This is a genomic window from Sulfitobacter sp. OXR-159 (assembly GCF_034377145.1).
GTDB lineage: Bacteria > Pseudomonadota > Alphaproteobacteria > Rhodobacterales > Rhodobacteraceae > Sulfitobacter.
In genome coordinates this window covers 2,967,770-2,985,589 of record NZ_CP139707.1, presented here as the reverse complement: position 1 = coordinate 2,985,589, position 17,820 = coordinate 2,967,770, and the positions used below count along the sequence as shown (strand labels likewise).

The following is a 17,820-nucleotide window of genomic DNA, read 5'->3' as shown; positions in this document are numbered from 1 at the left end:
AAAGTAAAGAAAGGCGTTGCGCGGGTCAAGCGGCAATGTTATCTTACATCATACAGAAAGACGCAATCTGGAGACGAGCAATGCAAACCGCACACGCAATCGACTACAGCGCCCCCGGCCTCAAGATCGACGGGGCAAAAGCCTGCCAAAGCGAAATTATACGTTTCGTTCGCGGCATCCGCGGCCCACGCAAGACGCCGGTAACATCCGCGCAAGTCGTCAGATGGTTTCGCGCAACGCCCGCCGAGTTCGTCCAGGCGCAGATCGACGCGGCACTGCTGGCGGGACGCATCCGTATTTACCCCAGAAACTTGGGCAGCACTCGCCGCGCAAAGGGCGGCTACGTCTACGAGGTGGCCACCTGATGCGCTGCATATTTCACTACACTTCACGTCCGCCCAAAAGCGCAAAGAAGTCACGGACATTCTGGGATGAGATGGCAAAGACACATGGCAGGCAGCCCACCTCATTGGGCCTCTACATCTCCGAGGGCGGCTTCCGTGATTGGCACATCGAAATGGGCGATGACGACTTCGATTTTGAAGATGCGATTATCGGCGCGCCTTCGATCATCGACCCGGTGAAAGCCGCAAAATCCACAATCCAGTAACCCCCGGAGGAACCCATGAAGATCAACGCGGATACGGCAGAGGGCGGCGGGCGCGTCGAAGTTGAAGCCACAGAGGATGGCAACGTCCTCCTCTCATGGCTCGCTGCGGACGGCGAAACGTTTCGCTGGTGGAAGCTCGGCGCAGAGCAAGCCGACCACCTCGGCGACATCATCAAGAACCACGCACGGAAGGCGGCGGAAGCCGCGTCCAACTAACCCCGGTCACATCGTCAGCGACTTCTTCTTTGGAAACTTGACTACATAGGGCCACCCGGTGCCGCATCGGCAGGTGGCCCGCTTCTCGAAATCGTAATCGGTGATACCTTCCGGCACGTCTCCGGGCCTGAGCGTTACGCTGTGGCCACAGGACCAGCATTTCACCTCGATATGAGTGGTGCCTGGTTGAAAAAGTCGATTATCCAATCTTTCAGCTTAACCGCCCTTCGCGTGTTCAGGGCACTTATTCAGCATCATGCAGCTAGAGAAGTAGTGGCACCGTCATTATAGCAAAATGCTGTTTTCTGGTTTACAATAAGCATTTTTAAGAGCGGTGGCATCCGCATCTGGAGAGCAGAATATGGGACCGAAAGAATACAGAAATGAAATCCTTGAGGTATTGGCTCAAAGGTTTGAAGAGAACAACAACTCCCGGCCAGATGCTTACGCTCTCATTCTAGCGATTGATGTCTATGCGTCAGTTGTATCCTACAGGCTCAACGGGAAGGACAAAGACGTCGGATTTAAAGATGGGATAGAGGCGTACTGTGAACCCTTCAAAATTATTCGCAGCGCATCCAACGCGATCAAACATATCGAACGCAAAAATCCTACTTTTATTGTAACATCAATTGATAGCGTTCGACCAACCGAACGCCCTGGCTGGCACGGCTACTTCGGCAACGGAAGTGGCGTCAGTATTACTGTAAGTTGGGTGCACGATCCAGAAACCGATACATATAATGATCCCACTGGTAAGAAATTGGACTATACGCCAGTCAGTCCTTGGAAGACTCAGTACCTGCGAAAACTACACCGCCCTGCTATTGAGGCTATTGACGCAGAACTGATCGCTGGCACTTAGGTATCCCAGTGAAGCATTGGGTCACGTCATTGCACGCTCTTCTGCGACCCGCGCCACCCCAGCCCGAGCCAAGATCGCCAATGGCTCATCATGGAACATCGCGAGGATGGTGTTCGGATCGGCCACAGGATCGGGTTCGTCCTCACCTAGCCCCCATATGCTAACCAATGCCTGCGCCCTCTCAGCGCCTGCCATGTTGATCTGGTAGCCTACACCATCCTCGTCGCTGTTTTCGGTATCCCACACAGGCCGCTCAAGCGTAGACGTAGCGTCAGAGACAAGCACAGGAGCAACGTCCAGCGATGCAGCGGCATAACGATTACCCTCCGTGTCTTGCCAGCTTGCTTCTCCATATGTCGCTGCATCGGCAGGACCATAGCCAAGGACCATTGCGAGTTGGTTCGCATCCTCACGGTGTGCTTCGGGGCAAATGATTGTCAGTCTCATAGCGTCACCCCTGTCTTGCCAGCGAGGTGGCGTTCTGTGTTGGCAATCTCTGCGTCTGTGGTTGTCTTGCCCACAATCGTTAGGCCGTAGAGGTGGCCGTTGAAGAATAGGCTGGTTTGGTTCCTTGCGCCTATGTTTAGCAGATCGTCACCATACGAACCTACGCCTTGATCCCAACTCGCCACGCTGCCTTCAACGCCGTTCTTACGAATTGAGTTTGCCGCTGCGGATATATTCCCAAACGCAGAAACAACCGCGCTATCAGGGGTAGCCGAAAAAGACGACTGGGCGAGTTGGTCCGGGTGTGCTGCGGCGCTACCTCGACCAGTGAAAGAAAATACCCCGCTTGGATTGTTCGCATAAAGAGCGTAGCGGTGACTACCCGTACCAGAAGCACCAAGCTCAACAAATGCTGCTGTTGAACCACTCAGCCTCCGCACCCCAGCAAACACGCTCATTTCGTCTGTGCCAGTGAAGTCGATATCCGCAGTCTGCATAGCATCATCCACCCCGTCGAAGGAGAGGTAGTGCAGCGTTCCGTCTGTCTGGTATGTGGGCCGCTTGGAGGCAGTGGCTTGGCTGGCGTGGTGGCCGTTGCCGCTCTTATCCAGCATCAGCCCCACAGGTTGCCCCGGTGCCGTTACAGGTGTGGTGCCTGCCGCGTCTTGGAACATGGTCGACAGGTCAGACGGATCATACCAGATGCCCTGAGAGCCGTCACGGAATAGGGATGCGGGGGAGAACCGTCGCGCGCGCGAGCCAAAGGGTGAAAAGCGTGGAGATTTCGTGAACGGGCTATTAAGCATGGCTGACCGTTACTTTAGTTACCGACTTCCGGGTTTTTGCAAATAGTCGAACGGCAGAAATGCCGGGGAACAAATCATCAATCGCGACATTTAGCTCCCCCTGCATGGGTTGATAAATTAGCGCGCCGTCTTCGTTGGCCGGTGGGTCCGCATCCGGGGCGCCTGCAACGAGTAGGTCCTCACCGCTGATGTTCTGAAACGTTAAGGAGGTGACATCGGCATTCGTGATCTCGGTCCAACCCGTCGAGGAAATGATAAGAGTGGTATGTCGGGGCATGTGGCTAGTCTCCATGTTGCTAGGCTAGAATGCCTCGCCTAGCTTGGGGTTCACTCTGGCGGCTTGCGCGGCTTCGATACCGACAAATAGGAGCGGCGTTTGTCGGCTGCCGCTTCGCCGGGATTGTTTATTCCGGCGGCTCGCAAACGACCGAACAGCGGTAGCCGCCGCTGTCGAGGGAATGATCGACGCGCGTCACCAGCCACGCACCATCGATGTACGACCGGAACCCCGAGAGGACCACGCGCCCCTCGGCGACCAGATCGGGGTTGCCGGGCATTTGCAACTGCAGGCTTCGCCCCGCCCGCGCGGCCCTGCGATACTCGGCATCGGCAGCGCGCTGCGCCGCTTCGCGGGAGGGATACCGCTCCTTCAACCGCTTGACCGGCTTGCCGGAACCCGCAAAGCACTCGACGGCTTCGCCCGCGTCCAAATCATGCCAGACCGCGATCACCTGCCCGTCAGGCTCCCGCAGAGATCGGCTCGACCGCCACGACGACACATCGTCCAGCGCGACCGGGATCGAAGGCATAGGCTGGCCGGAGACGGTCAGGCTTTCGCCACGCTTGGCGAGGATCAGCTGCCCGTCCCCGGGCTTGGCGATTGCGTCCAGGTCTCGCGCCACCCGCGACAGGAGGTGGATGTCGCTCTCGTCCACTTGGTCGATGTGGGGCAGCTTGATATCGGCGAGAGAGCCGGAGACGGCCGCGCGCATACCATGCTCGCCCGCGATCTTTTGCACCATGGCGCCCAGCCCCGTATCGGCCGGCCACGACCGAGAACGCTGCTCGGTCAGCGCGGTCTTGCCCGAGGTGGTCTCGCCATGAACCGACGCCACGGCCGTGATCGTCATTTGATCGGGAGGACCGCCGATTTCGACCCGGTCGGCGATGAACAGCCCCATGTACTTCTGGCGCAGCCCATAGCCGAGCCAGACCTTCACCTCGGCCCCGGTGGGCGGCTCTTCCAGCCGGGCGAACAGAGAGCTATCGGAGAGCGTGATCGACACCCGGTCGGATTGGACCCCGGCGGCGTCGGACAGCTGCAGAGAGACGAGCCGGTCGGTCAGCAGGCCGGTGATATCCTCCCCGTCCACCTCGACCCGAAACGAAGGCTTAAAATCCATCAGCCCCACAGCCGCACAGCCTCCTGCGCGCGCGGCTCTTCGGCAGGCGGCAGGACCACCTTAGTGCCGAGCGGCAGTATCGGCCCCAGAGCCGCAAGCCCGCGGTTCGCGGCAAGCACGGCTTCGACCAGACCATCGGACTGCCGGCCGTAGTGCTTCCAAACGATCAGGTCGACCGTGTCGCCTTCTTTAGATTGGTAGTAGGGATCGGAGCCCGCCATCGTACCGCCTCAATCGTAGATCAAACTCCTGCCGGAGCGGCGCACCGCCCCGCTCGAATATCCGCTGCCCCTCGCGGACGCTCTCGATCACCCACGCGCCCATGACGCGCCCCCCGCTGGACAGCAGCGGCAGAGGCGCCCCGAGGGATGCCTGCGCGCGCATGCGGGTCACTTGATCGAGCCCACCCTTGTAGTGCGGATAGATCACGCCCCGTAGCTCCAGCGTTTCGGCAGGGCGCCCGGTGAACTGCAGCGCGTCGTTTGCGCCGATCCGCTCCTGCGAGGACCAGCGGTATTCGGAACCGCGCGAGAGCTCTTGATAGGCCGCGGTGGAGATCGAGAACTGGAATGCGCCCAGCTGCATCATCGGGTCACTCATGCCACGCCCCCGTACTGGCCATAGCCGCGCGCCCCGTCATAGAGCGCCCCGGCCGAGGCATCGCGCATCCGGCGCTCCAGCTCGTCGATGAGCGCCTGCGGAGACATACCGGCCGCGTTGATCTGAATGTGGTTCGTGATCGACGCGGCCGCCGAGCCACCCGAGGCACCGGCAAGAGCGCTGCCCATATCGGCGCGCGCAGATTCGGCCACACTGGCGATCCGCGCATCAGCGATGCTTTGAGTAGCCCGAGCCATATCGGCGCGCGCGCTCTTAGCGAACCCTGCCATGCGCTCGGTCGCACGATTGGTGGCGATGAAGCCGGAGCGATTGACGAACTCGAGTTCCCGCCCTTGCTCCCCAACCATTCGCCAGCCCGGCCTGAATGTCCCGCCGGTCGCGCGTTTTTGCGCCTGATGCATGGGATGGTTTTTAGGGAATGGACGGTCGGAGGAACCGAGTGTGGAAAGCCTCGGCCCGAGGCCGACCTTGCCTGTCTCAATGACCGCGCCAGCTTTGGGTGCCGTTGTGCCGTGCCATTTCTCATAGAGCCAATCATAGCCTCTCATAGCCGTGCCAACACCCGGGGTTGCCCGCAAGGAACTGTCCATACCCTCCCGGTTCTTCTTCTGCCAATCTGCAAGTTCTTCGGGGTTTTCCGGCGCACCATTCAACGCTAAGAAGCCTTGCACGGCCGCCAGAGATCCACTGATCGTCAGGCGAGCAAGAGATCGGTTCATTCGGCCAACAGCTTTGCCCGTCGTCGTCGCCGCAGTATTCATTGCCGTTCCGATGCCGCCAATACTGCCAATGACGCCGACGATGGCTCCACCGAAGCGGGCTACGGAAGCAATCATTTTTCCCACAGAAGAAAGTGTTTTTGCCAGTACCGCGCCGCCGATGATTACGCCGAAGTTTTCCCAGCCGCCGACCATATCGGACACCTCGGTGATAACCTCGCCGACTTTACCCCCGACCTTCCCCATGCCCGACGCAACTTCGCCAATGATGGGTACGACCTTCTCAAGTTTGTCACCTGCAGCGACGGCGAACCTCTTAACCTCATCTTGGTTGTCACGAAGGTAGACATTGAAACGGCTCATGACGTCACCGACGACCGGCATGAACTCTTTGCCCAGCGTGTTGCGAACGCCCGTCAGACCACCTTTCAATTCAGTGAGAGATGCGCGAAACTCAGCCGCCGACTTGATCGTGATGCGATCCAGAACCCGGCCCGTTTTCTCACCATTGTCTCCCAGACGCTTGAGCTCTTCGCCGTTGTTCTTAAGGAGCGGAACAAGGGCAGTCGAGTCCGATGCCATTGCTTCCATGTAGAAGGTCATTTGCTGCTGAGAGACGCCCGCCTTTTCAAGGCTTGAGACGTAGAGCTGCAGCGCTTCTGGGCCGGAAAGCTCTTTGAACTGATCGATCGTTACGCCGACTTTGGGAGCGATGTTCTCGAAGAAGTCAGCCATTGGGCCACCGCCGGTTTCGAGAAAATCACCAACGCGGTCGTTCACATCCTTCAGGATGTCGCCGAGCTTGTCCTGCTCAATCCCAACGCTTTCCGCAGCAATAGCCATTCGCTGGAATTCGGTTGTGTTGGCATTCGCCATGGCAGACATCTGCTCGACTTCACGTGCAGCTTCTGCCGTTCCGCGCGCGATACCCACCACGGCGGCGCCAGCGGCACCAATGCCGATCGCAGTGCTTCTGGCCACCCGACCGACTTCTCTGGTCATGGTGCGGAAATCATTACCGACCCGCTGAGAGGCTTGCGCCGCGCGGGTCCAACGCGCCTGCTTTCCGCGCAGCCTATCGAGCGTTCGGCCTAGATCCTCGTACTCGCGATCAAGCGCTTCAACAGAGCGCCCCTGCTTTTCGAGAATCCTGCGCTGCTTTGAGAGCTCTCTCTGTCGGTCGGTGACGACCTTAATCTCTTTGCCTACGCCCTCAAGTCCCGAGCGCAGAACGCCGATATTCTTCTTAACCGAACGCTCCAACACCGAGCCGATCTGGACCCTGGCGTTAAGTTTTTGTTGCGCCATCGCTTAGCCCCTCGATCCACCAAAGGAAGCGCGACACCCGCATCCCAAGTATTTCAGACTGACCCCAGCCGGTGTGCCGCGCCAGCGCCAGAGCGCCCGCACGTATCTGCTCCGGGGTCAGCCGTAAAAAAAATCTAAAGCCTTCTGCAGACGCGCGTAGTCCCGCATTTTCGCAGAGTGCAGGTCGGTTGGACTGATCTCGGCGAGATTGGCGATCAAGGCGATTTCGGTGTCGGCGCTTCCACCCGCTTGCTGTGATGCCAGCTGATCTTCTAGAGAGGGCTCGCGAAGTTTCAGCTTGGTCACCTTCGTGCCGGCGATTTCCAGACCCCGAACCAGATCGACTGTGTAGGAGCCATCGGCCCCTTCGGTGATGTAGGTCGGCAGACCATTTTTTTCTTTTTGATCTTTGGACATGCGCCCTCCTTACATTCCGAGCGCGGTGCGCCGCGCTTCCAACTGATCCACGCCGTTAATCACGCGCTTCATGTTCGGCACATCGATGTCGTGAATTTGGCGCCCGCCGAGCTCTTCCGAGTAAGCATCGAGGCGTACGGTGATGGTGAGCCGGGCAGGCTGGCCCGGTGTCCAGGTGCCGCGCTCGATGCGGGTCACCTTGCCGCGCAGGCGATGCACCGCGGCTTTGACTGTCCCATCGTAGCTCTCGACAGAACCACGCGCGGTGAAGTTGACGCCCCGGCCTTCCTCGACGCCCCAGATCGACAGCACGTCGAAATCATAGGCGGTGAGGACGAAGGACGCCTCAAGCCCCTCCATCCCCATATCGAGCGCAATCGGCGCGTCCATGCCACCGGCCCGGTGATCCTCGGTCTGCACCGCGAGGTTGGGCGGGGTGTATTCGGAGACGTTGCCGGCGTAGCCGCGCCCGTCCACGAACAGGTTAAAGTTTTTCAGGATATCGCGCGCAGCCATTAGCTAAGAGCCTCCGTGATGTAGGTATCCACCAGATGCGAGCGGAACGTGATGTGCTCGGCCGGATACGGCGGGGTGAAATCGAGGTTAAAATAGACCTTGCCCTCGGCGATGGCCGCGGGAGTGTTCAGGTCCGGGTCGGGAAAGCAGCGACCGCCAAGCAAGGCGCCGAGCTCGACCAGCTGGGCAATGTACCCGTTCACGCCGTCAGCGACGTCCTCCAGATACGTTTTCGTGATGTTGCGGTCCACGGCCCACATATGAGCGCGCTGCAGACTTTCGTGGAGAATATCGGCCGTCCGGCGCACCGAGATGAACTGCCACTTCGGGTCCTCGGTCGGCACTCGGTTGCCCCAGAGCCGGAAGCCGTCCTGCCGGATGATCGTGGCCACGTCATTCTCGTTCAAAAGGTTGGCGCGGGAAACCGCATCCCCCAGCTTGAAGTCCACCGGACGCGCGGTCCCGACGATGCCAAAGACGCCCTTGTTGGAGGGGGAGTGCCAGAAGCCGGCGTCGTTGTCGGTGCGCGCGATCACGCCCGCGATCCGCGCCGAGCTCGGCTCGACCACGACAGCGCCATCGCCGTCCAAAACCTTGACCCAAGGATCGACCACGTAGACGCGGCCGGAGGTTCCCCAATCGCCCGCGTAAGTCTGCGCTTCGTCGTCCGTTGTGTTCGGCCCATCAGCGACGATGATCGCGCGCAGGCGGGCCGCGATGCCTTCGAGCTCGGACACGACCGGGTTCGCGGCCGAGGTGGGTCGCTGGTGCGTCCAACCCGGAGCGATCAGGATGCGGGGGGTATGCCCGACGACTGACTCGGCGCCGGCCAGAGCGTGGACGCCCTCATAATTGCCAGTAGCTGCGTTCACACCGCCCGCAACATTCGCCAGCGTAGCGTCCTCGTCGGCGCCCTCTTCGACACGGACCACGATCACGACCGCGCCGATCTGGTCGAAGATGCCATCAAGCGCGGCCGGTAGAGTGCCTTTACCATCGCCGACTGCGTCCAGCTTGGCCGCTTCGGTACGCGAACCCGCAATCAGAACCGGAGTGTTTATGGGGAAGGCAGCGGCGTCCGCGTCAGGCGCGGTCCCCACAATGCCGATTACACCAGATCGAACCGTCCGGATCGACCGCGCGCCGGTGTCCACCTCGATCACTTCAACGCCGTGAAGGAATGCCATTTTATACGCCTCGAAAATTGCCGCCAGTTGCAGCGATCATCGACAGGAAGGCCGCCCCTTTCCTCTGGCGGGTTCCCCGCCGCCTATCGGCCCAGCCCGCAGGCTTCGGCCAGATCACCCGGCGAGTAGGTGTGCGGCTTCTTCAGCCCGATGGCATAGGCGCAGAGCTCAGAGCAGAACCAGCCCCGGTCGCTCTTGATATCGACAGGCAGCGCCGACAGCGCTGCGCCGATAATGTCATAGGGCAGACCGACTTCGTCTAGCGCTGCAGACCAAGCCTCGCCCATAACGATGCCGACCCGCGCGAACTCCCAATGGCCTCGGTGAAACTGGATCGTCCGCTCGCGAACGCAATTGCCGTCGCGCTTCGATGCTGACACCGCCCGCGCCGACCCGCCGGGCTGCGGCTGGATGGCAACAAGCTCGCAATGCGAAAAACGGCTGCGCGTTATCAAACGCACAGCCGCATCCTGCCAAGTCCCCGGCGCCTTGTAGAAGGCGAGCGTGGTATGCATCAGTCAGACCAATGCTTATCGTCGGTATAGTCTGACGGGATGCCATCGGGGAACTCGCCGGTGCCGTCCTTCATATCCCACGACACCGCGTAGATTTCTGCGGCCGCTTCCTTGCCTTTGCGGACCATTTCGAGAACCTGGGCCGGCGTAAGGCTATGCATTACGTTATCCGCATCCCGAAACGGGATCACCGCTGCCGTGTGGCCCGCAGCTAGTAGCTCCCGCGCCGTATCGCCGAGCGCGATCATGTTGATTTGATCAGCTGGGCGCCCTTGCACGGGGATGGAGCCATAGCCATCAATAGCCACCAGCGCACCGCGCTCTAGCCTGCGATCCCGCTCACGATTGACATCTCTGTGGCTGGGCGAGGGTTTGGCCGATACATCGAAAGTGACCAGTACGTGGTCAGCCTCGACGGTCCATTCAGAAGGATCGCGGTCAAGCGCCACTTCGGTTGCAGGATCGTGCTGCGGGTTACTTATGACAGGGAGACGACCATGCTCTGCCAGTGTCTCATCAGTGACTGGCGTCCCATCGTCGTAGAACCACTTAGGGCGCTGGCCCACGCGAACGACCACACCGTCTTTTACCTCTGCATACATGTCCACTAGCCGTAAACCTTCTTCCAGACGCCGCCATCGCGGGCGTGATATTCAGCCTCTTTCCACACGCCGCCATCGCGCGCGTAGAGCGTATCAACCGGCTTCCAGACGCCGCCGTCTTTGACGTAATATTCCTGAAGTTTGCCGCGTGGGGCCGGGTCGCCGTAGGTGCCGACCGATATGAAGTCGATAAAGGCGGTCATATCAATCGGAGTGAAGGACCGGGACGCTATGACCACAGTCCAACCATCGTTTAAGTACTTGCTCGATGCCGAAAAGAGGTCTGCAGTTATGGCTTCGCTCGCAGGCTCGGGTGTTCCGTACGCCCACTGCTGACCATGCCATTTGTCACCCCTCTTTCGGAAGCGCATCCACACCCACTGGTCTTCGGGGTCTACGCCCGTAATGCCAGAGGCAGCTGTTCCGTTTACGTTTAGGTTAACGATAGTCTCACTGGTTTCATTCCGCAGGTTTACCGAGTAGTCATCGAAGGCAAGAATCAAGAACGCGCTTCGGGAACTCCCCCCGGACAGTCGAACAAGAATCAAATATTCTAGGTCCGTGTTTGACAAGCCATCTACGCGGTAGTTGTCGGGGATCAAGTCGAGGTTGGCCAGGTATAAGCCATCCACCAGTTCTATCTTTAGCGATTGACCACCGATAAGGCTCGGTGAGGCAACTAGGCTAACTGTGTCACCTTGGGAATAGTTTGCTCGGGTGAACGGGTTGCCCGCCGACATGTCGTATTCGTACTGGGCCATGCCTTACACCTTTGCCCAGAAGTCGCCGTTCGAGCCGCCCGAAGGGTCGGACGAACTGATCGTTACGCTTCGTTCCGCCATACTTCCGATCCCAAGATTGGACCTCGCGCCGGAAGGTGAACTGGCCCCCGTTCCGCCATTGTTTATCCCCAAATCTTGGCCGGACCAATCGCCGTTGTTTACCTTGTCTTTGCCGGCAAGCGCACCGAATGTCGGCTTGTTAGTCAGCAGATTGTAGTCGGTCGGACCGGCAGGGCCTTCCGGGCCTTCCGGCCCAGCCGGACCTTCCGGGCCTACAGGGCCAGTGTCGCCTTGCGGTCCTTCCGGTCCCACTGATCCGGTTTCGCCTTTAACGCCCTGCGGCCCCCGCGGGCCGGTCTCGCCTTGTGGTCCAGTATCGCCCTTGTCGCCTTTAAGGCGCACGGCCTGCGTGACGACAACTTGCTCCTCGCCAGTTTCGATCCCGTCGAGTACCGGCGCAATGCGGGTGACGCGCAAAGTCATGGCCGCACCGTTTCGAGGACTTCCACCGTGCCGGACACATATGAACGCACCTCGCCTGCTGGCTCAGTAAGGCGCATTTCGTAGGGCATCGCACCCCCGTTCGGATAACGGATTGTGGTTTCAGGCGGAACGGTTAGCGAGACCGCCCCGGCGGGACCGTCAATCTGCAGGTGCCCGCTGGCGACCGTGTATTCGAGGATGCGGTCGCCACGGTCGATAGACAATATCGCATCCCACCCCGTCAGGTCGATCTCCGTTACAGTCTCGCCTTCTACATCGTCAAACAGAAGGGTTTCCTGCCATGTCGCGCCGCACACGCAGCTAAGGTTGATTTCAGCGCGGATGCTCATTGTCAGGCTCCGATTGCGTAAACTTGAATACGGCCCGCGACAAAGGGAGCATCGCTCTCACAGGAAAACCGAAGGCGATCCTCCGCCGTAGCTGCCGTGCGGATTTCCGCCTCGACGCCCTCGTTGATCTGCGAGACTTCCTCCTCAATAGCCAGAAGTTGCGTAATGTCGCCTTTCAACTCGTGGATCGCAGTTCGCTCGTTGGGATCGTTCATAAACTTCAAAACGAAAAGCCCCGAGAAAATACGGTCGTCGAGAATGTCCCCCGCATACATATAATCGAAGGCCGGTGAATTAACCGGCTGCGCGGTCAGTTGTAGATGAGGGACTGCCGGATCGTAATAGTCTCCGGAATTATCAAACCAACCGCTTGAATTGCCAAGTTGCATATAAAAATCTTCGCGGTGGGTAGGGGGACTTTGCAGCGTCAGGCCAATAGTCCGCACCAGATAAATCTTGGCGCCGGTGACGTTGAGAACGTCGACATTAAATGTGGGCGACGTAACCTTTGTCTCCGCGACTTTGGTGATTAGACCAGAACCGAGATTGCCGCCTGCGGACATGAGCGATTGCACGGTCGCATAGCGCGCCTCACCACTACTAACGTCCTGCATCATCACCCGGTCAGCTTGGGTGACCTCCGGCATCGGGGACGCGGAGCCCACCATTTTAGAGTGCATCCAGAGTGCGAACTGGCCCTCGGTCAGCGCCGACCAACCGCCGGTCAACGGGTTCCAACGCTTCAACGTATTCTGGCTGTCATGGTGCCAGAGCTTAGAGGTGTCGCCCGGCGCGCTGTTGCCGAACTTGATGTCCGCAAAACCGGACGTTTGAAGTAGGCGCGCGAGGGCAACCCGCCCATCGACCGGGGCCGCAGAGTTAAGGTTCTGCCCCGAAGCCGTGACGATCTTGTGGATATCAGGATTGAATGCGGTCATCTGTTATTCTCCAATTAGGCGGTTAGTTGCGCGGCCATATCGGTTAGGCCAACCACCACGTTGTCGCCCGTTGTCGTGACAGAGACACCGGAGCTGGCCTTGATCTTGCGGAATTGCAGGTTTGACCCGCTCGCTCCCTTGTAAACAGCGCCAGCACCGTCTCCGACATTCGCACCGCCCGAGATTGTGCCGGTCCCGGCCCCAAGGCCCGCAAGAAAGTCCTCGCGCGCCATCTGGACGTGCGATCCGTCCGACGCCTTACGGACAGCAATCGTGTCCTCGCCGTCGATGGTGTCAGCTGTATCAAGCGTGCTCCAATCAATCGCGTGGGTGCGATCCTGTGTGAAGTCGCCGCCCCCGGACAGGCCGGTGCCAGTGTCAACCCGGCGCGATGCGATTACGTTGTCACTCGGGTTCAAAAGGATAGACACGTTCGCCGTGTCGGAGACCACGATGATGATCCGAACCGTCAACGCCGTGGCGATGCCCTGCGCTGCTGTAAATTTCTCTGTCGCCGGATAATCCGCGACGGCAAACAGATCACCGTCCCCATCGACCAGACCAACTTCGCGCACCGTAAACGGTCCTGCCGCCTCCGGGATCGTCGCTTCAGCGATCAACCAATTAGCGTTTTGAGCATCACGCGCCACGCTCGCAAGCTGCACGTCATAAACCTCATTTACCAATTCGGTCATGGTCTCGGTGGGGGCAACAGCGTTGCCTAGACCGTCGCCGACGACCATTCTTGTAAGGTCGATGTCCGTGCCGTTGGCAATCGCGCCTGCGATCTTGCCTTGGCCTGCTAGCGTAACAAGTGCGCCCATGATTTATGCTCCGGGGTAAATGGTTGTGACTGTTTTGGCGCTCAACCCTGCGCCGATATGGGCATAGGGCCGCGCAACGATAAGATCGGCCACGAACGGGCCAATAGTTCGCGTCAGGCGCGAATGTATCGCGCCGCCGACGTGCGTCGCCCACGTCCGAGTTCGGCGGAACAGGATGTACTCCAGAAGAGAACGAACGTTCTTCGACCGCAGCGCTACGCGGGCGATCAGCTCGGTGTCCTTGCGCTTGAATATCTCGTCAGGCTCGAGATCAATGACGAGACGAAAGCGATACGGCTGACCGCTGTATTCGAACCATTCCTCAATCTGAACGTCCTGCCCTACGGCGGCAATGCCGACGCGCAAGCCGAATGCGGTCCCCTTTTTCTGATGGACTTCAAGCGATGCACGGATAACCGCACGCTTACGCTCGTCGCTCCATGCAGGGCTCCATTCATCAACGGAATACTCCCACGCGAGCGCGGGGAGTTGATCCGGTGGGCATTCATCAGCGACGGTGACACGGCGCACGATGTCCGCGTCAATATCTAGAACGCGATCAGCCGGCGCCGCGAGAGATTGCTCGAACGCGGTCGCATTAACCGGCAGAAGCGATGCAGCTTTGCTCAAGACAAAACCTCCACTTCAACGTTGATACCGGCTGCGCGAGCGATCCCCTTTGGGCCGGGGTCAATGTCGCCGTTGGCGTCGGTCGCGGAAAGGTAAAGGTTCACGTCATCGACAATCGCCGCCCCAGAGGTATCGGTGACGTGAAGCGCGGCTGCTATCGCGCTGTCGGATATCTTCATACCGACCTTCCGCCGACTGTCGAGATAAGCACCGAGGCGCGTGAGTGCGGTCCGGCGCACGACTTCCATGTCGGGGCCATAAGGCACCTGGAGGACTGCATCTATCGTGAACGGATAGTCATTCGCCGCTTCGATAATGACCCAATCCGTAAGCGGCCGGATCGCTTGCTGGCGCGTAACCTGCCGGGTGCGCGACGTGTAGTCCGCATACTTGATCGTGCGCGCGTCCAGAGAATTGGCAACCGCATCAAGCACGGCTGGCACTGGAACGCCATTTCCATCCTTCGAGGCGGTCACCACAAGCACTTGACCGGGGGCGCAAAGCCCCGATTGCGGGCCATAGATCGCAGCGTCACCCACGTTCGGATGGGCCGCGAGAGCGAAAAACAGATATGCACCCTCCGGACCGGCTGTAGACAACGCCTCGACGGCTAGCTGCCTGCGCCGGCGAAGGCTAGCATCGCTCTCGCCATCGAAGCGAGCCACACCGAACTCGGCTGCGATATGCTCGAGGTCGTGGCCTGATGCATACGCCAGCCGAACCGACTTCGCGGCATCGTTGACCCGCTGCTTCAGCAAGATATCAAAATACGCCTCGACCTGCATCAGGATAACCGCTGGGTCTGTTTCCAGAGCGCTGGCATCGTATTCAATACCCACCGCCCGTGCTGCCTCGGTGAAGCGGGCCATGCGGTCGGCCAAATTGCCCTCATAGTCGAGAGCCTTGACGGCATCGATGGCGGGCAGACGGGCGAGGTCAATATCGACAAATCTGCTCATTGGATAACAACCCCCTCCAACGTGAACGGCGCCCCGTCCTCAATCATTCTAAGATCGACATCCAGTTCTATGCGGCCCGGTTGGAGATCCACGGCGCGCACCTCTTCGACCTCGACGCGCGGCTCCCAGCGGGAGATCGCCACAGCCGTCGCGGTGTAGATTTCCAGCACGGTCGAGCTGTTGAGAGGCGCATCCACCAAGCGGTACAGATCACTGCCGTAGTCGCGGCGCATCACCCGACTGCCAACCGGCGTAGTCAGGATGTTGGAGATGGACTGCCGAAGATGGTCAATGCCATCCAGAGGCGCTCCGGTCGATGCGTTCATGCCAATCATGCCCGGATCATCGGCCGCGACCCGCCGCGTTTCCTCTGGCGGGTTCCCCCGAGCGGCCTTAAACCGGCTCGCCGGTAGTACCCGGCCCTGAAGTTACACCGGAGTGCTGGTGATCGTCGCCGATGTTCCGCCCGTTATGCGTGACCGAACCGCCCTCGACCGCCACGCCTGCGCCGGAAATCGTCAAGGATACCCCACCAACCGACAGATTAATGCTATCGGGCAGCATCACCAGAGCAGCATCGCCAAGATGGACCTCAACGGCTTCACCGGCGGAGGATGGGGCAGGCATGCCTTTCTGGAACGCCGCCCCGAGGATAACGCCCTGCGCGGTGTCGCCGCTTTCGGCCAGAACCCAGACTTGCTCGCCGACAGCCGGAGGCGCCCAGACCTTCGCGGCCCCGGCGCGCATGGCCATGAAGGGGAGCTCGGCGCTTTCCGCCTCGGCGCCGAAGGAGACGCGCGCCCGCGCCTTGCCCGGATCGACTGAGACGACCCGCGCGACCCGAACCATCGACGCCGAACGGCGCTCCGCTTCTGCCGCTTGAAAGCTCACAGGTCCGGCGCCGGCACGATTTGCCGATAGTCGTCGATGTGATCCGGCCCGGTGTCCGGCTCGATGCCGAGAAAGACAGTATCCGGCACAGCTAGTGGGCATTCCCAGACGGACGCGCCGAGATGCACCAGCTGCTCCCACTCGACCACCCATACCTCGTACTGGTCCAAATCGGGATCGAACGGGTCAGGCCCGACGAGCGTAACGCGCGCCGGCCCGACCGGCTGGCCCCAGCGGTTGAGATGAACCAAATGCGCCAGCTTTGATGCACCCTTGCGAACTTGCCTCTGCACGTCCGCAGTCCGAAACCCGAGGATCAGGCGCGCGCGCCACCGGGTCAGGACTGCCAGCTGCTCGGTACCCGGATCGGCGTCCGGCGCCGCCTCCATGTCCTCAAGATCCACGACCACGGCCGGGAGAGGCAGCGCTTCGCGCTCGCTCGGATACGATTGCACTGAGGCGACGGCCGGCATGCCATTCGAAATATTCGAGACGACCGCGTCATGCAGGGCATCCAGATCAATCTCTGTGTTTGCGTTCACCCGCCCACCTCATAGATTGTGCGCGCACGGATTTCGGCGCGGAAATTGCGAAAGAACACCGCGTCGATTTCATCGAAAACCTCGTCCTCGATGAAAATCGACCCCTCGTCCTCGATATCGAATTTCGCCTCGGCGATTGGATACCGACTACGACCGACGCGGCGCATGATAGTGCGCTGGCCTTTGCGGTTCTTGGCGACGAAACCGTCCTTCACGGATCGGCCCGCCATCGACGCTCCGCCCGGCGCGGCCTTCGGCCGTCCCTTAAAAGCCGAAGCGCGCAAATCGTTGAGACCGAACCACATGCGAACACTACCCAGATCGCCGCCGCCCCGGTTAAACCGAAATCCCGCCATCCGCTTGCGGAGCTCGGCTGCGGAGCGCAGCCCCAGCCGTTCGCGTAGCCCCTTCCGGGCTTGGGTTTTCATGTTCGAAGCCGTCCGGCGCAGCGCACGCGAGTAGGCGAGGGCGATCTGCTTTTCAGACGCTCCAAACTCGTCCGCGATGCGGCGCAATTCTGAAGCATCGAAGTCAAAATGCAGCACCACCGGCCTCCTGCTTCACCAGAGGGAGAAGCGCCATGCCGGTACCGTCCTCCTGCGGATCGCCGAGCGCGACGTAAAGGACACCGCCGATGGTCACCTCGTCACGGCGCTGGACGCCGGCCAGATCGGCCGCGCGAGCCGTGAAACGCGGCTGCGAGCCGTCGAGTGAATACTCACCCAGCTGCGCGTCGAGGAACGGCTCGTCAAAGATACCGGAGACGGAACGCGAAGCGCCCTCCGCAGACTCGATGGACGCCTCAACAGCAAAATCATCGGTCTGTAGGAAGGCGCCCAAGTCTTCCCAATCAGGAGACGGCATAGCCGTCAGCCCTTCTTGGCGTTGGCCCCAGCTGCGGCGGGAGCCTTCGCAGGTTTAGCCGGAGCCTTATCGGTTTTGGCGGGCGCCTTCGCGGGCTGGCCACCTTCGTCGGAATCATCGTCGTCCTTGGCGAGAACCGCTTTTTCCCGTTCCAAGATAGGCTTTGCGTCCGCTTCGGGCATCGTGACGGTTTGGCCCTTTGTGCGGATTTTGCCCTCATAGACAAAAGCGCTGGTGACCTTGAGTTTAACAGTTTTCGACATCATGCCGCTCCGATAATTGAAGAAAAAAACCTCGACCGCCTAAGCAGCCGAGCAGTCAGGGG

The 17,820-nt window shown here is 60.1% G+C and carries 29 protein-coding genes; 4 read left to right on the top strand and 25 right to left on the bottom strand.

Annotation, left to right across the window (positions count from 1 at the left end; translation table 11 throughout):
• The first annotated feature begins 80 nt into the window (after nt 1-80).
• The 4 genes from T8A63_RS15380 (at nt 81) to T8A63_RS15365 (ending at nt 1,691) form a co-directional block, all read left to right on the top strand.
• Nucleotides 81-365, top strand: a complete 285-nt coding sequence (locus T8A63_RS15380) for a hypothetical protein (RefSeq protein WP_322344330.1) — start codon at nt 81-83, stop codon at nt 363-365.
• 71 nt (nt 366-436) lie between these two features.
• Nucleotides 437-610: a hypothetical protein gene (locus tag T8A63_RS15375; RefSeq protein ID WP_322344329.1), complete on the top strand. Its 174-nt coding sequence runs from the start codon at nt 437-439 to the stop codon at nt 608-610.
• A 15-nt stretch (nt 611-625) separates the two neighbouring features.
• Complete coding sequence (locus tag T8A63_RS15370; protein ID WP_322344328.1) at nt 626-826, top strand: hypothetical protein; 201 nt, start codon at nt 626-628, stop codon at nt 824-826.
• Between the two features lie 361 nt (nt 827-1,187).
• Entirely contained in the window at nt 1,188-1,691 is a 504-nt protein-coding gene (locus T8A63_RS15365; protein WP_322344327.1) for a hypothetical protein, read from the top strand.
• 21 nt (nt 1,692-1,712) lie between these two features.
• Here the strand turns inward: T8A63_RS15365 and T8A63_RS15360 are convergent, their stop codons facing one another.
• The 25 genes from T8A63_RS15360 to T8A63_RS15240 form a co-directional block, all read right to left on the bottom strand.
• A complete protein-coding gene (locus tag T8A63_RS15360) occupies nt 1,713-2,138 on the bottom strand; it encodes a hypothetical protein (RefSeq protein ID WP_322344326.1) in 426 nt (141 codons plus the stop codon).
• Nucleotides 2,135-2,812, bottom strand: a complete 678-nt coding sequence (locus tag T8A63_RS15355) for a hypothetical protein (protein WP_322344325.1) — start codon at nt 2,810-2,812, stop codon at nt 2,135-2,137. The genes T8A63_RS15360 and T8A63_RS15355 overlap by 4 nt, the downstream gene beginning before the upstream one ends.
• A gap of 124 nt (nt 2,813-2,936) precedes the next feature.
• Entirely contained in the window at nt 2,937-3,221 is a 285-nt protein-coding gene (locus T8A63_RS15350; RefSeq protein ID WP_322344324.1) for a hypothetical protein, read from the bottom strand.
• 127 nt (nt 3,222-3,348) lie between these two features.
• Nucleotides 3,349-4,347 carry a phage late control D family protein gene (locus T8A63_RS15345; protein ID WP_322345744.1) on the bottom strand — a complete coding sequence of 333 codons (999 nt, stop codon included), beginning with the start codon at nt 4,345-4,347 and terminating at the stop codon, nt 3,349-3,351.
• The gene (locus T8A63_RS15340; RefSeq protein ID WP_322344323.1) at nt 4,347-4,568 is read right to left on the bottom strand and encodes a tail protein X; all 222 of its coding nucleotides are present in this window, start codon (nt 4,566-4,568) and stop codon (nt 4,347-4,349) included. The genes T8A63_RS15345 and T8A63_RS15340 overlap by 1 nt, the downstream gene beginning before the upstream one ends.
• Nucleotides 4,537-4,947 carry a phage tail protein gene (locus T8A63_RS15335; RefSeq protein WP_322344322.1) on the bottom strand — a complete coding sequence of 137 codons (411 nt, stop codon included), beginning with the start codon at nt 4,945-4,947 and terminating at the stop codon, nt 4,537-4,539. Before T8A63_RS15335 ends, T8A63_RS15340 begins: the two co-directional genes overlap by 32 nt.
• Nucleotides 4,944-6,995 carry a hypothetical protein gene (locus tag T8A63_RS15330; protein WP_322344321.1) on the bottom strand — a complete coding sequence of 684 codons (2,052 nt, stop codon included), beginning with the start codon at nt 6,993-6,995 and terminating at the stop codon, nt 4,944-4,946. The genes T8A63_RS15335 and T8A63_RS15330 overlap by 4 nt, the downstream gene beginning before the upstream one ends.
• Nucleotides 6,996-7,112: 117 nt before the next feature.
• The gene (locus tag T8A63_RS15325; protein ID WP_322344320.1) at nt 7,113-7,412 is read right to left on the bottom strand and encodes a phage tail assembly protein; all 300 of its coding nucleotides are present in this window, start codon (nt 7,410-7,412) and stop codon (nt 7,113-7,115) included.
• A gap of 9 nt (nt 7,413-7,421) precedes the next feature.
• Nucleotides 7,422-7,928, bottom strand: a complete 507-nt coding sequence (locus T8A63_RS15320; RefSeq protein WP_322344319.1) for a phage major tail tube protein — start codon at nt 7,926-7,928, stop codon at nt 7,422-7,424.
• Nucleotides 7,928-9,115, bottom strand: coding sequence for a phage tail sheath subtilisin-like domain-containing protein (locus tag T8A63_RS15315; RefSeq protein WP_322344318.1), 1,188 nt, complete (start codon nt 9,113-9,115; stop codon nt 7,928-7,930). The genes T8A63_RS15320 and T8A63_RS15315 overlap by 1 nt, the downstream gene beginning before the upstream one ends.
• Before the next feature lie 83 nt (nt 9,116-9,198).
• Nucleotides 9,199-9,576, bottom strand: coding sequence for a hypothetical protein (locus T8A63_RS15310; RefSeq protein WP_322344317.1), 378 nt, complete (start codon nt 9,574-9,576; stop codon nt 9,199-9,201).
• A gap of 53 nt (nt 9,577-9,629) precedes the next feature.
• The gene (locus tag T8A63_RS15305; RefSeq protein WP_322344316.1) at nt 9,630-10,232 is read right to left on the bottom strand and encodes a DUF4376 domain-containing protein; all 603 of its coding nucleotides are present in this window, start codon (nt 10,230-10,232) and stop codon (nt 9,630-9,632) included.
• Between the two features lie 5 nt (nt 10,233-10,237).
• Nucleotides 10,238-10,993 carry a hypothetical protein gene (locus tag T8A63_RS15300; RefSeq protein ID WP_322344315.1) on the bottom strand — a complete coding sequence of 252 codons (756 nt, stop codon included), beginning with the start codon at nt 10,991-10,993 and terminating at the stop codon, nt 10,238-10,240.
• A gap of 3 nt (nt 10,994-10,996) precedes the next feature.
• Nucleotides 10,997-11,497 (bottom strand): hypothetical protein, encoded by a 501-nt coding sequence (locus T8A63_RS15295; RefSeq protein ID WP_322344314.1) that lies wholly within the window; start codon nt 11,495-11,497, stop codon nt 10,997-10,999.
• On the bottom strand, nt 11,494-11,847 hold the full coding sequence (locus T8A63_RS15290) for a hypothetical protein (protein ID WP_322344313.1): 354 nt from the start codon (nt 11,845-11,847) through the stop codon (nt 11,494-11,496). Before T8A63_RS15290 ends, T8A63_RS15295 begins: the two co-directional genes overlap by 4 nt.
• A 2-nt stretch (nt 11,848-11,849) precedes the next feature.
• Entirely contained in the window at nt 11,850-12,785 is a 936-nt protein-coding gene (locus tag T8A63_RS15285) for a hypothetical protein (protein WP_322344312.1), read from the bottom strand.
• Between the two features lie 14 nt (nt 12,786-12,799).
• Entirely contained in the window at nt 12,800-13,609 is an 810-nt protein-coding gene (locus T8A63_RS15280) for a phage tail protein (protein WP_322344311.1), read from the bottom strand.
• A 3-nt stretch (nt 13,610-13,612) separates the two neighbouring features.
• Nucleotides 13,613-14,239, bottom strand: coding sequence for a phage tail protein I (locus tag T8A63_RS15275; protein ID WP_322344310.1), 627 nt, complete (start codon nt 14,237-14,239; stop codon nt 13,613-13,615).
• Nucleotides 14,236-15,198: a baseplate assembly protein gene (locus tag T8A63_RS15270; RefSeq protein ID WP_322344309.1), complete on the bottom strand. Its 963-nt coding sequence runs from the start codon at nt 15,196-15,198 to the stop codon at nt 14,236-14,238. The genes T8A63_RS15275 and T8A63_RS15270 overlap by 4 nt, the downstream gene beginning before the upstream one ends.
• A complete protein-coding gene (locus tag T8A63_RS15265) occupies nt 15,195-15,533 on the bottom strand; it encodes a GPW/gp25 family protein (RefSeq protein ID WP_322344308.1) in 339 nt (112 codons plus the stop codon). Before T8A63_RS15265 ends, T8A63_RS15270 begins: the two co-directional genes overlap by 4 nt.
• A 58-nt stretch (nt 15,534-15,591) precedes the next feature.
• Entirely contained in the window at nt 15,592-16,089 is a 498-nt protein-coding gene (locus T8A63_RS15260) for a phage baseplate assembly protein V (protein ID WP_322344307.1), read from the bottom strand.
• Nucleotides 16,086-16,631, bottom strand: coding sequence for a hypothetical protein (locus T8A63_RS15255; protein ID WP_322344306.1), 546 nt, complete (start codon nt 16,629-16,631; stop codon nt 16,086-16,088). The genes T8A63_RS15260 and T8A63_RS15255 overlap by 4 nt, the downstream gene beginning before the upstream one ends.
• Nucleotides 16,628-17,176, bottom strand: a complete 549-nt coding sequence (locus T8A63_RS15250) for a phage tail protein (RefSeq protein ID WP_322344305.1) — start codon at nt 17,174-17,176, stop codon at nt 16,628-16,630. Before T8A63_RS15250 ends, T8A63_RS15255 begins: the two co-directional genes overlap by 4 nt.
• Nucleotides 17,163-17,495: a head-tail joining protein gene (locus T8A63_RS15245; protein ID WP_322344304.1), complete on the bottom strand. Its 333-nt coding sequence runs from the start codon at nt 17,493-17,495 to the stop codon at nt 17,163-17,165. Before T8A63_RS15245 ends, T8A63_RS15250 begins: the two co-directional genes overlap by 14 nt.
• 5 nt (nt 17,496-17,500) lie before the next feature.
• Entirely contained in the window at nt 17,501-17,758 is a 258-nt protein-coding gene (locus T8A63_RS15240; RefSeq protein WP_322344303.1) for a hypothetical protein, read from the bottom strand.
• Nucleotides 17,759-17,820: the final 62 nt, after the last annotated feature.

Excerpts from the sequence above, each read along its gene's own strand:
- T8A63_RS15365 (WP_322344327.1), top strand. The coding sequence starts at position 1,188 with ATGGGACCGAAAGAATACAGAAATGAAATCCTTGAGGTATTGGCTCAA.
- T8A63_RS15320 (WP_322344319.1), bottom strand. The coding sequence starts at position 7,928 with ATGGCTGCGCGCGATATCCTGAAAAACTTTAACCTGTTCGTGGACGGG.
- T8A63_RS15325 (WP_322344320.1), bottom strand. The coding sequence starts at position 7,412 with ATGTCCAAAGATCAAAAAGAAAAAAATGGTCTGCCGACCTACATCACC.
- T8A63_RS15285 (WP_322344312.1), bottom strand. The coding sequence starts at position 12,785 with ATGACCGCATTCAATCCTGATATCCACAAGATCGTCACGGCTTCGGGG.
- T8A63_RS15265 (WP_322344308.1), bottom strand. The coding sequence starts at position 15,533 with ATGATTGGCATGAACGCATCGACCGGAGCGCCTCTGGATGGCATTGAC.
- T8A63_RS15360 (WP_322344326.1), bottom strand. The coding sequence starts at position 2,138 with ATGAGACTGACAATCATTTGCCCCGAAGCACACCGTGAGGATGCGAAC.
- T8A63_RS15295 (WP_322344314.1), bottom strand. The coding sequence starts at position 11,497 with ATGACTTTGCGCGTCACCCGCATTGCGCCGGTACTCGACGGGATCGAA.
- T8A63_RS15300 (WP_322344315.1), bottom strand. The coding sequence starts at position 10,993 with ATGGCCCAGTACGAATACGACATGTCGGCGGGCAACCCGTTCACCCGA.
- T8A63_RS15280 (WP_322344311.1), bottom strand. The coding sequence starts at position 13,609 with ATGGGCGCACTTGTTACGCTAGCAGGCCAAGGCAAGATCGCAGGCGCG.
- T8A63_RS15245 (WP_322344304.1), bottom strand. The coding sequence starts at position 17,495 with ATGCCGTCTCCTGATTGGGAAGACTTGGGCGCCTTCCTACAGACCGAT.
- T8A63_RS15305 (WP_322344316.1), bottom strand. The coding sequence starts at position 10,232 with ATGTATGCAGAGGTAAAAGACGGTGTGGTCGTTCGCGTGGGCCAGCGC.
- T8A63_RS15375 (WP_322344329.1), top strand. The coding sequence starts at position 437 with ATGGCAAAGACACATGGCAGGCAGCCCACCTCATTGGGCCTCTACATC.
- T8A63_RS15355 (WP_322344325.1), bottom strand. The coding sequence starts at position 2,812 with ATGTTCCAAGACGCGGCAGGCACCACACCTGTAACGGCACCGGGGCAA.
- T8A63_RS15240 (WP_322344303.1), bottom strand. The coding sequence starts at position 17,758 with ATGTCGAAAACTGTTAAACTCAAGGTCACCAGCGCTTTTGTCTATGAG.
- T8A63_RS15370 (WP_322344328.1), top strand. The coding sequence starts at position 626 with ATGAAGATCAACGCGGATACGGCAGAGGGCGGCGGGCGCGTCGAAGTT.
- T8A63_RS15315 (WP_322344318.1), bottom strand. The coding sequence starts at position 9,115 with ATGGCATTCCTTCACGGCGTTGAAGTGATCGAGGTGGACACCGGCGCG.
- T8A63_RS15335 (WP_322344322.1), bottom strand. The coding sequence starts at position 4,947 with ATGAGTGACCCGATGATGCAGCTGGGCGCATTCCAGTTCTCGATCTCC.
- T8A63_RS15270 (WP_322344309.1), bottom strand. The coding sequence starts at position 15,198 with ATGAGCAGATTTGTCGATATTGACCTCGCCCGTCTGCCCGCCATCGAT.
- T8A63_RS15380 (WP_322344330.1), top strand. The coding sequence starts at position 81 with ATGCAAACCGCACACGCAATCGACTACAGCGCCCCCGGCCTCAAGATC.
- T8A63_RS15330 (WP_322344321.1), bottom strand. The coding sequence starts at position 6,995 with ATGGCGCAACAAAAACTTAACGCCAGGGTCCAGATCGGCTCGGTGTTG.
- T8A63_RS15345 (WP_322345744.1), bottom strand. The coding sequence starts at position 4,347 with ATGGATTTTAAGCCTTCGTTTCGGGTCGAGGTGGACGGGGAGGATATC.
- T8A63_RS15290 (WP_322344313.1), bottom strand. The coding sequence starts at position 11,847 with ATGAGCATCCGCGCTGAAATCAACCTTAGCTGCGTGTGCGGCGCGACA.
- T8A63_RS15350 (WP_322344324.1), bottom strand. The coding sequence starts at position 3,221 with ATGCCCCGACATACCACTCTTATCATTTCCTCGACGGGTTGGACCGAG.
- T8A63_RS15340 (WP_322344323.1), bottom strand. The coding sequence starts at position 4,568 with ATGGCGGGCTCCGATCCCTACTACCAATCTAAAGAAGGCGACACGGTC.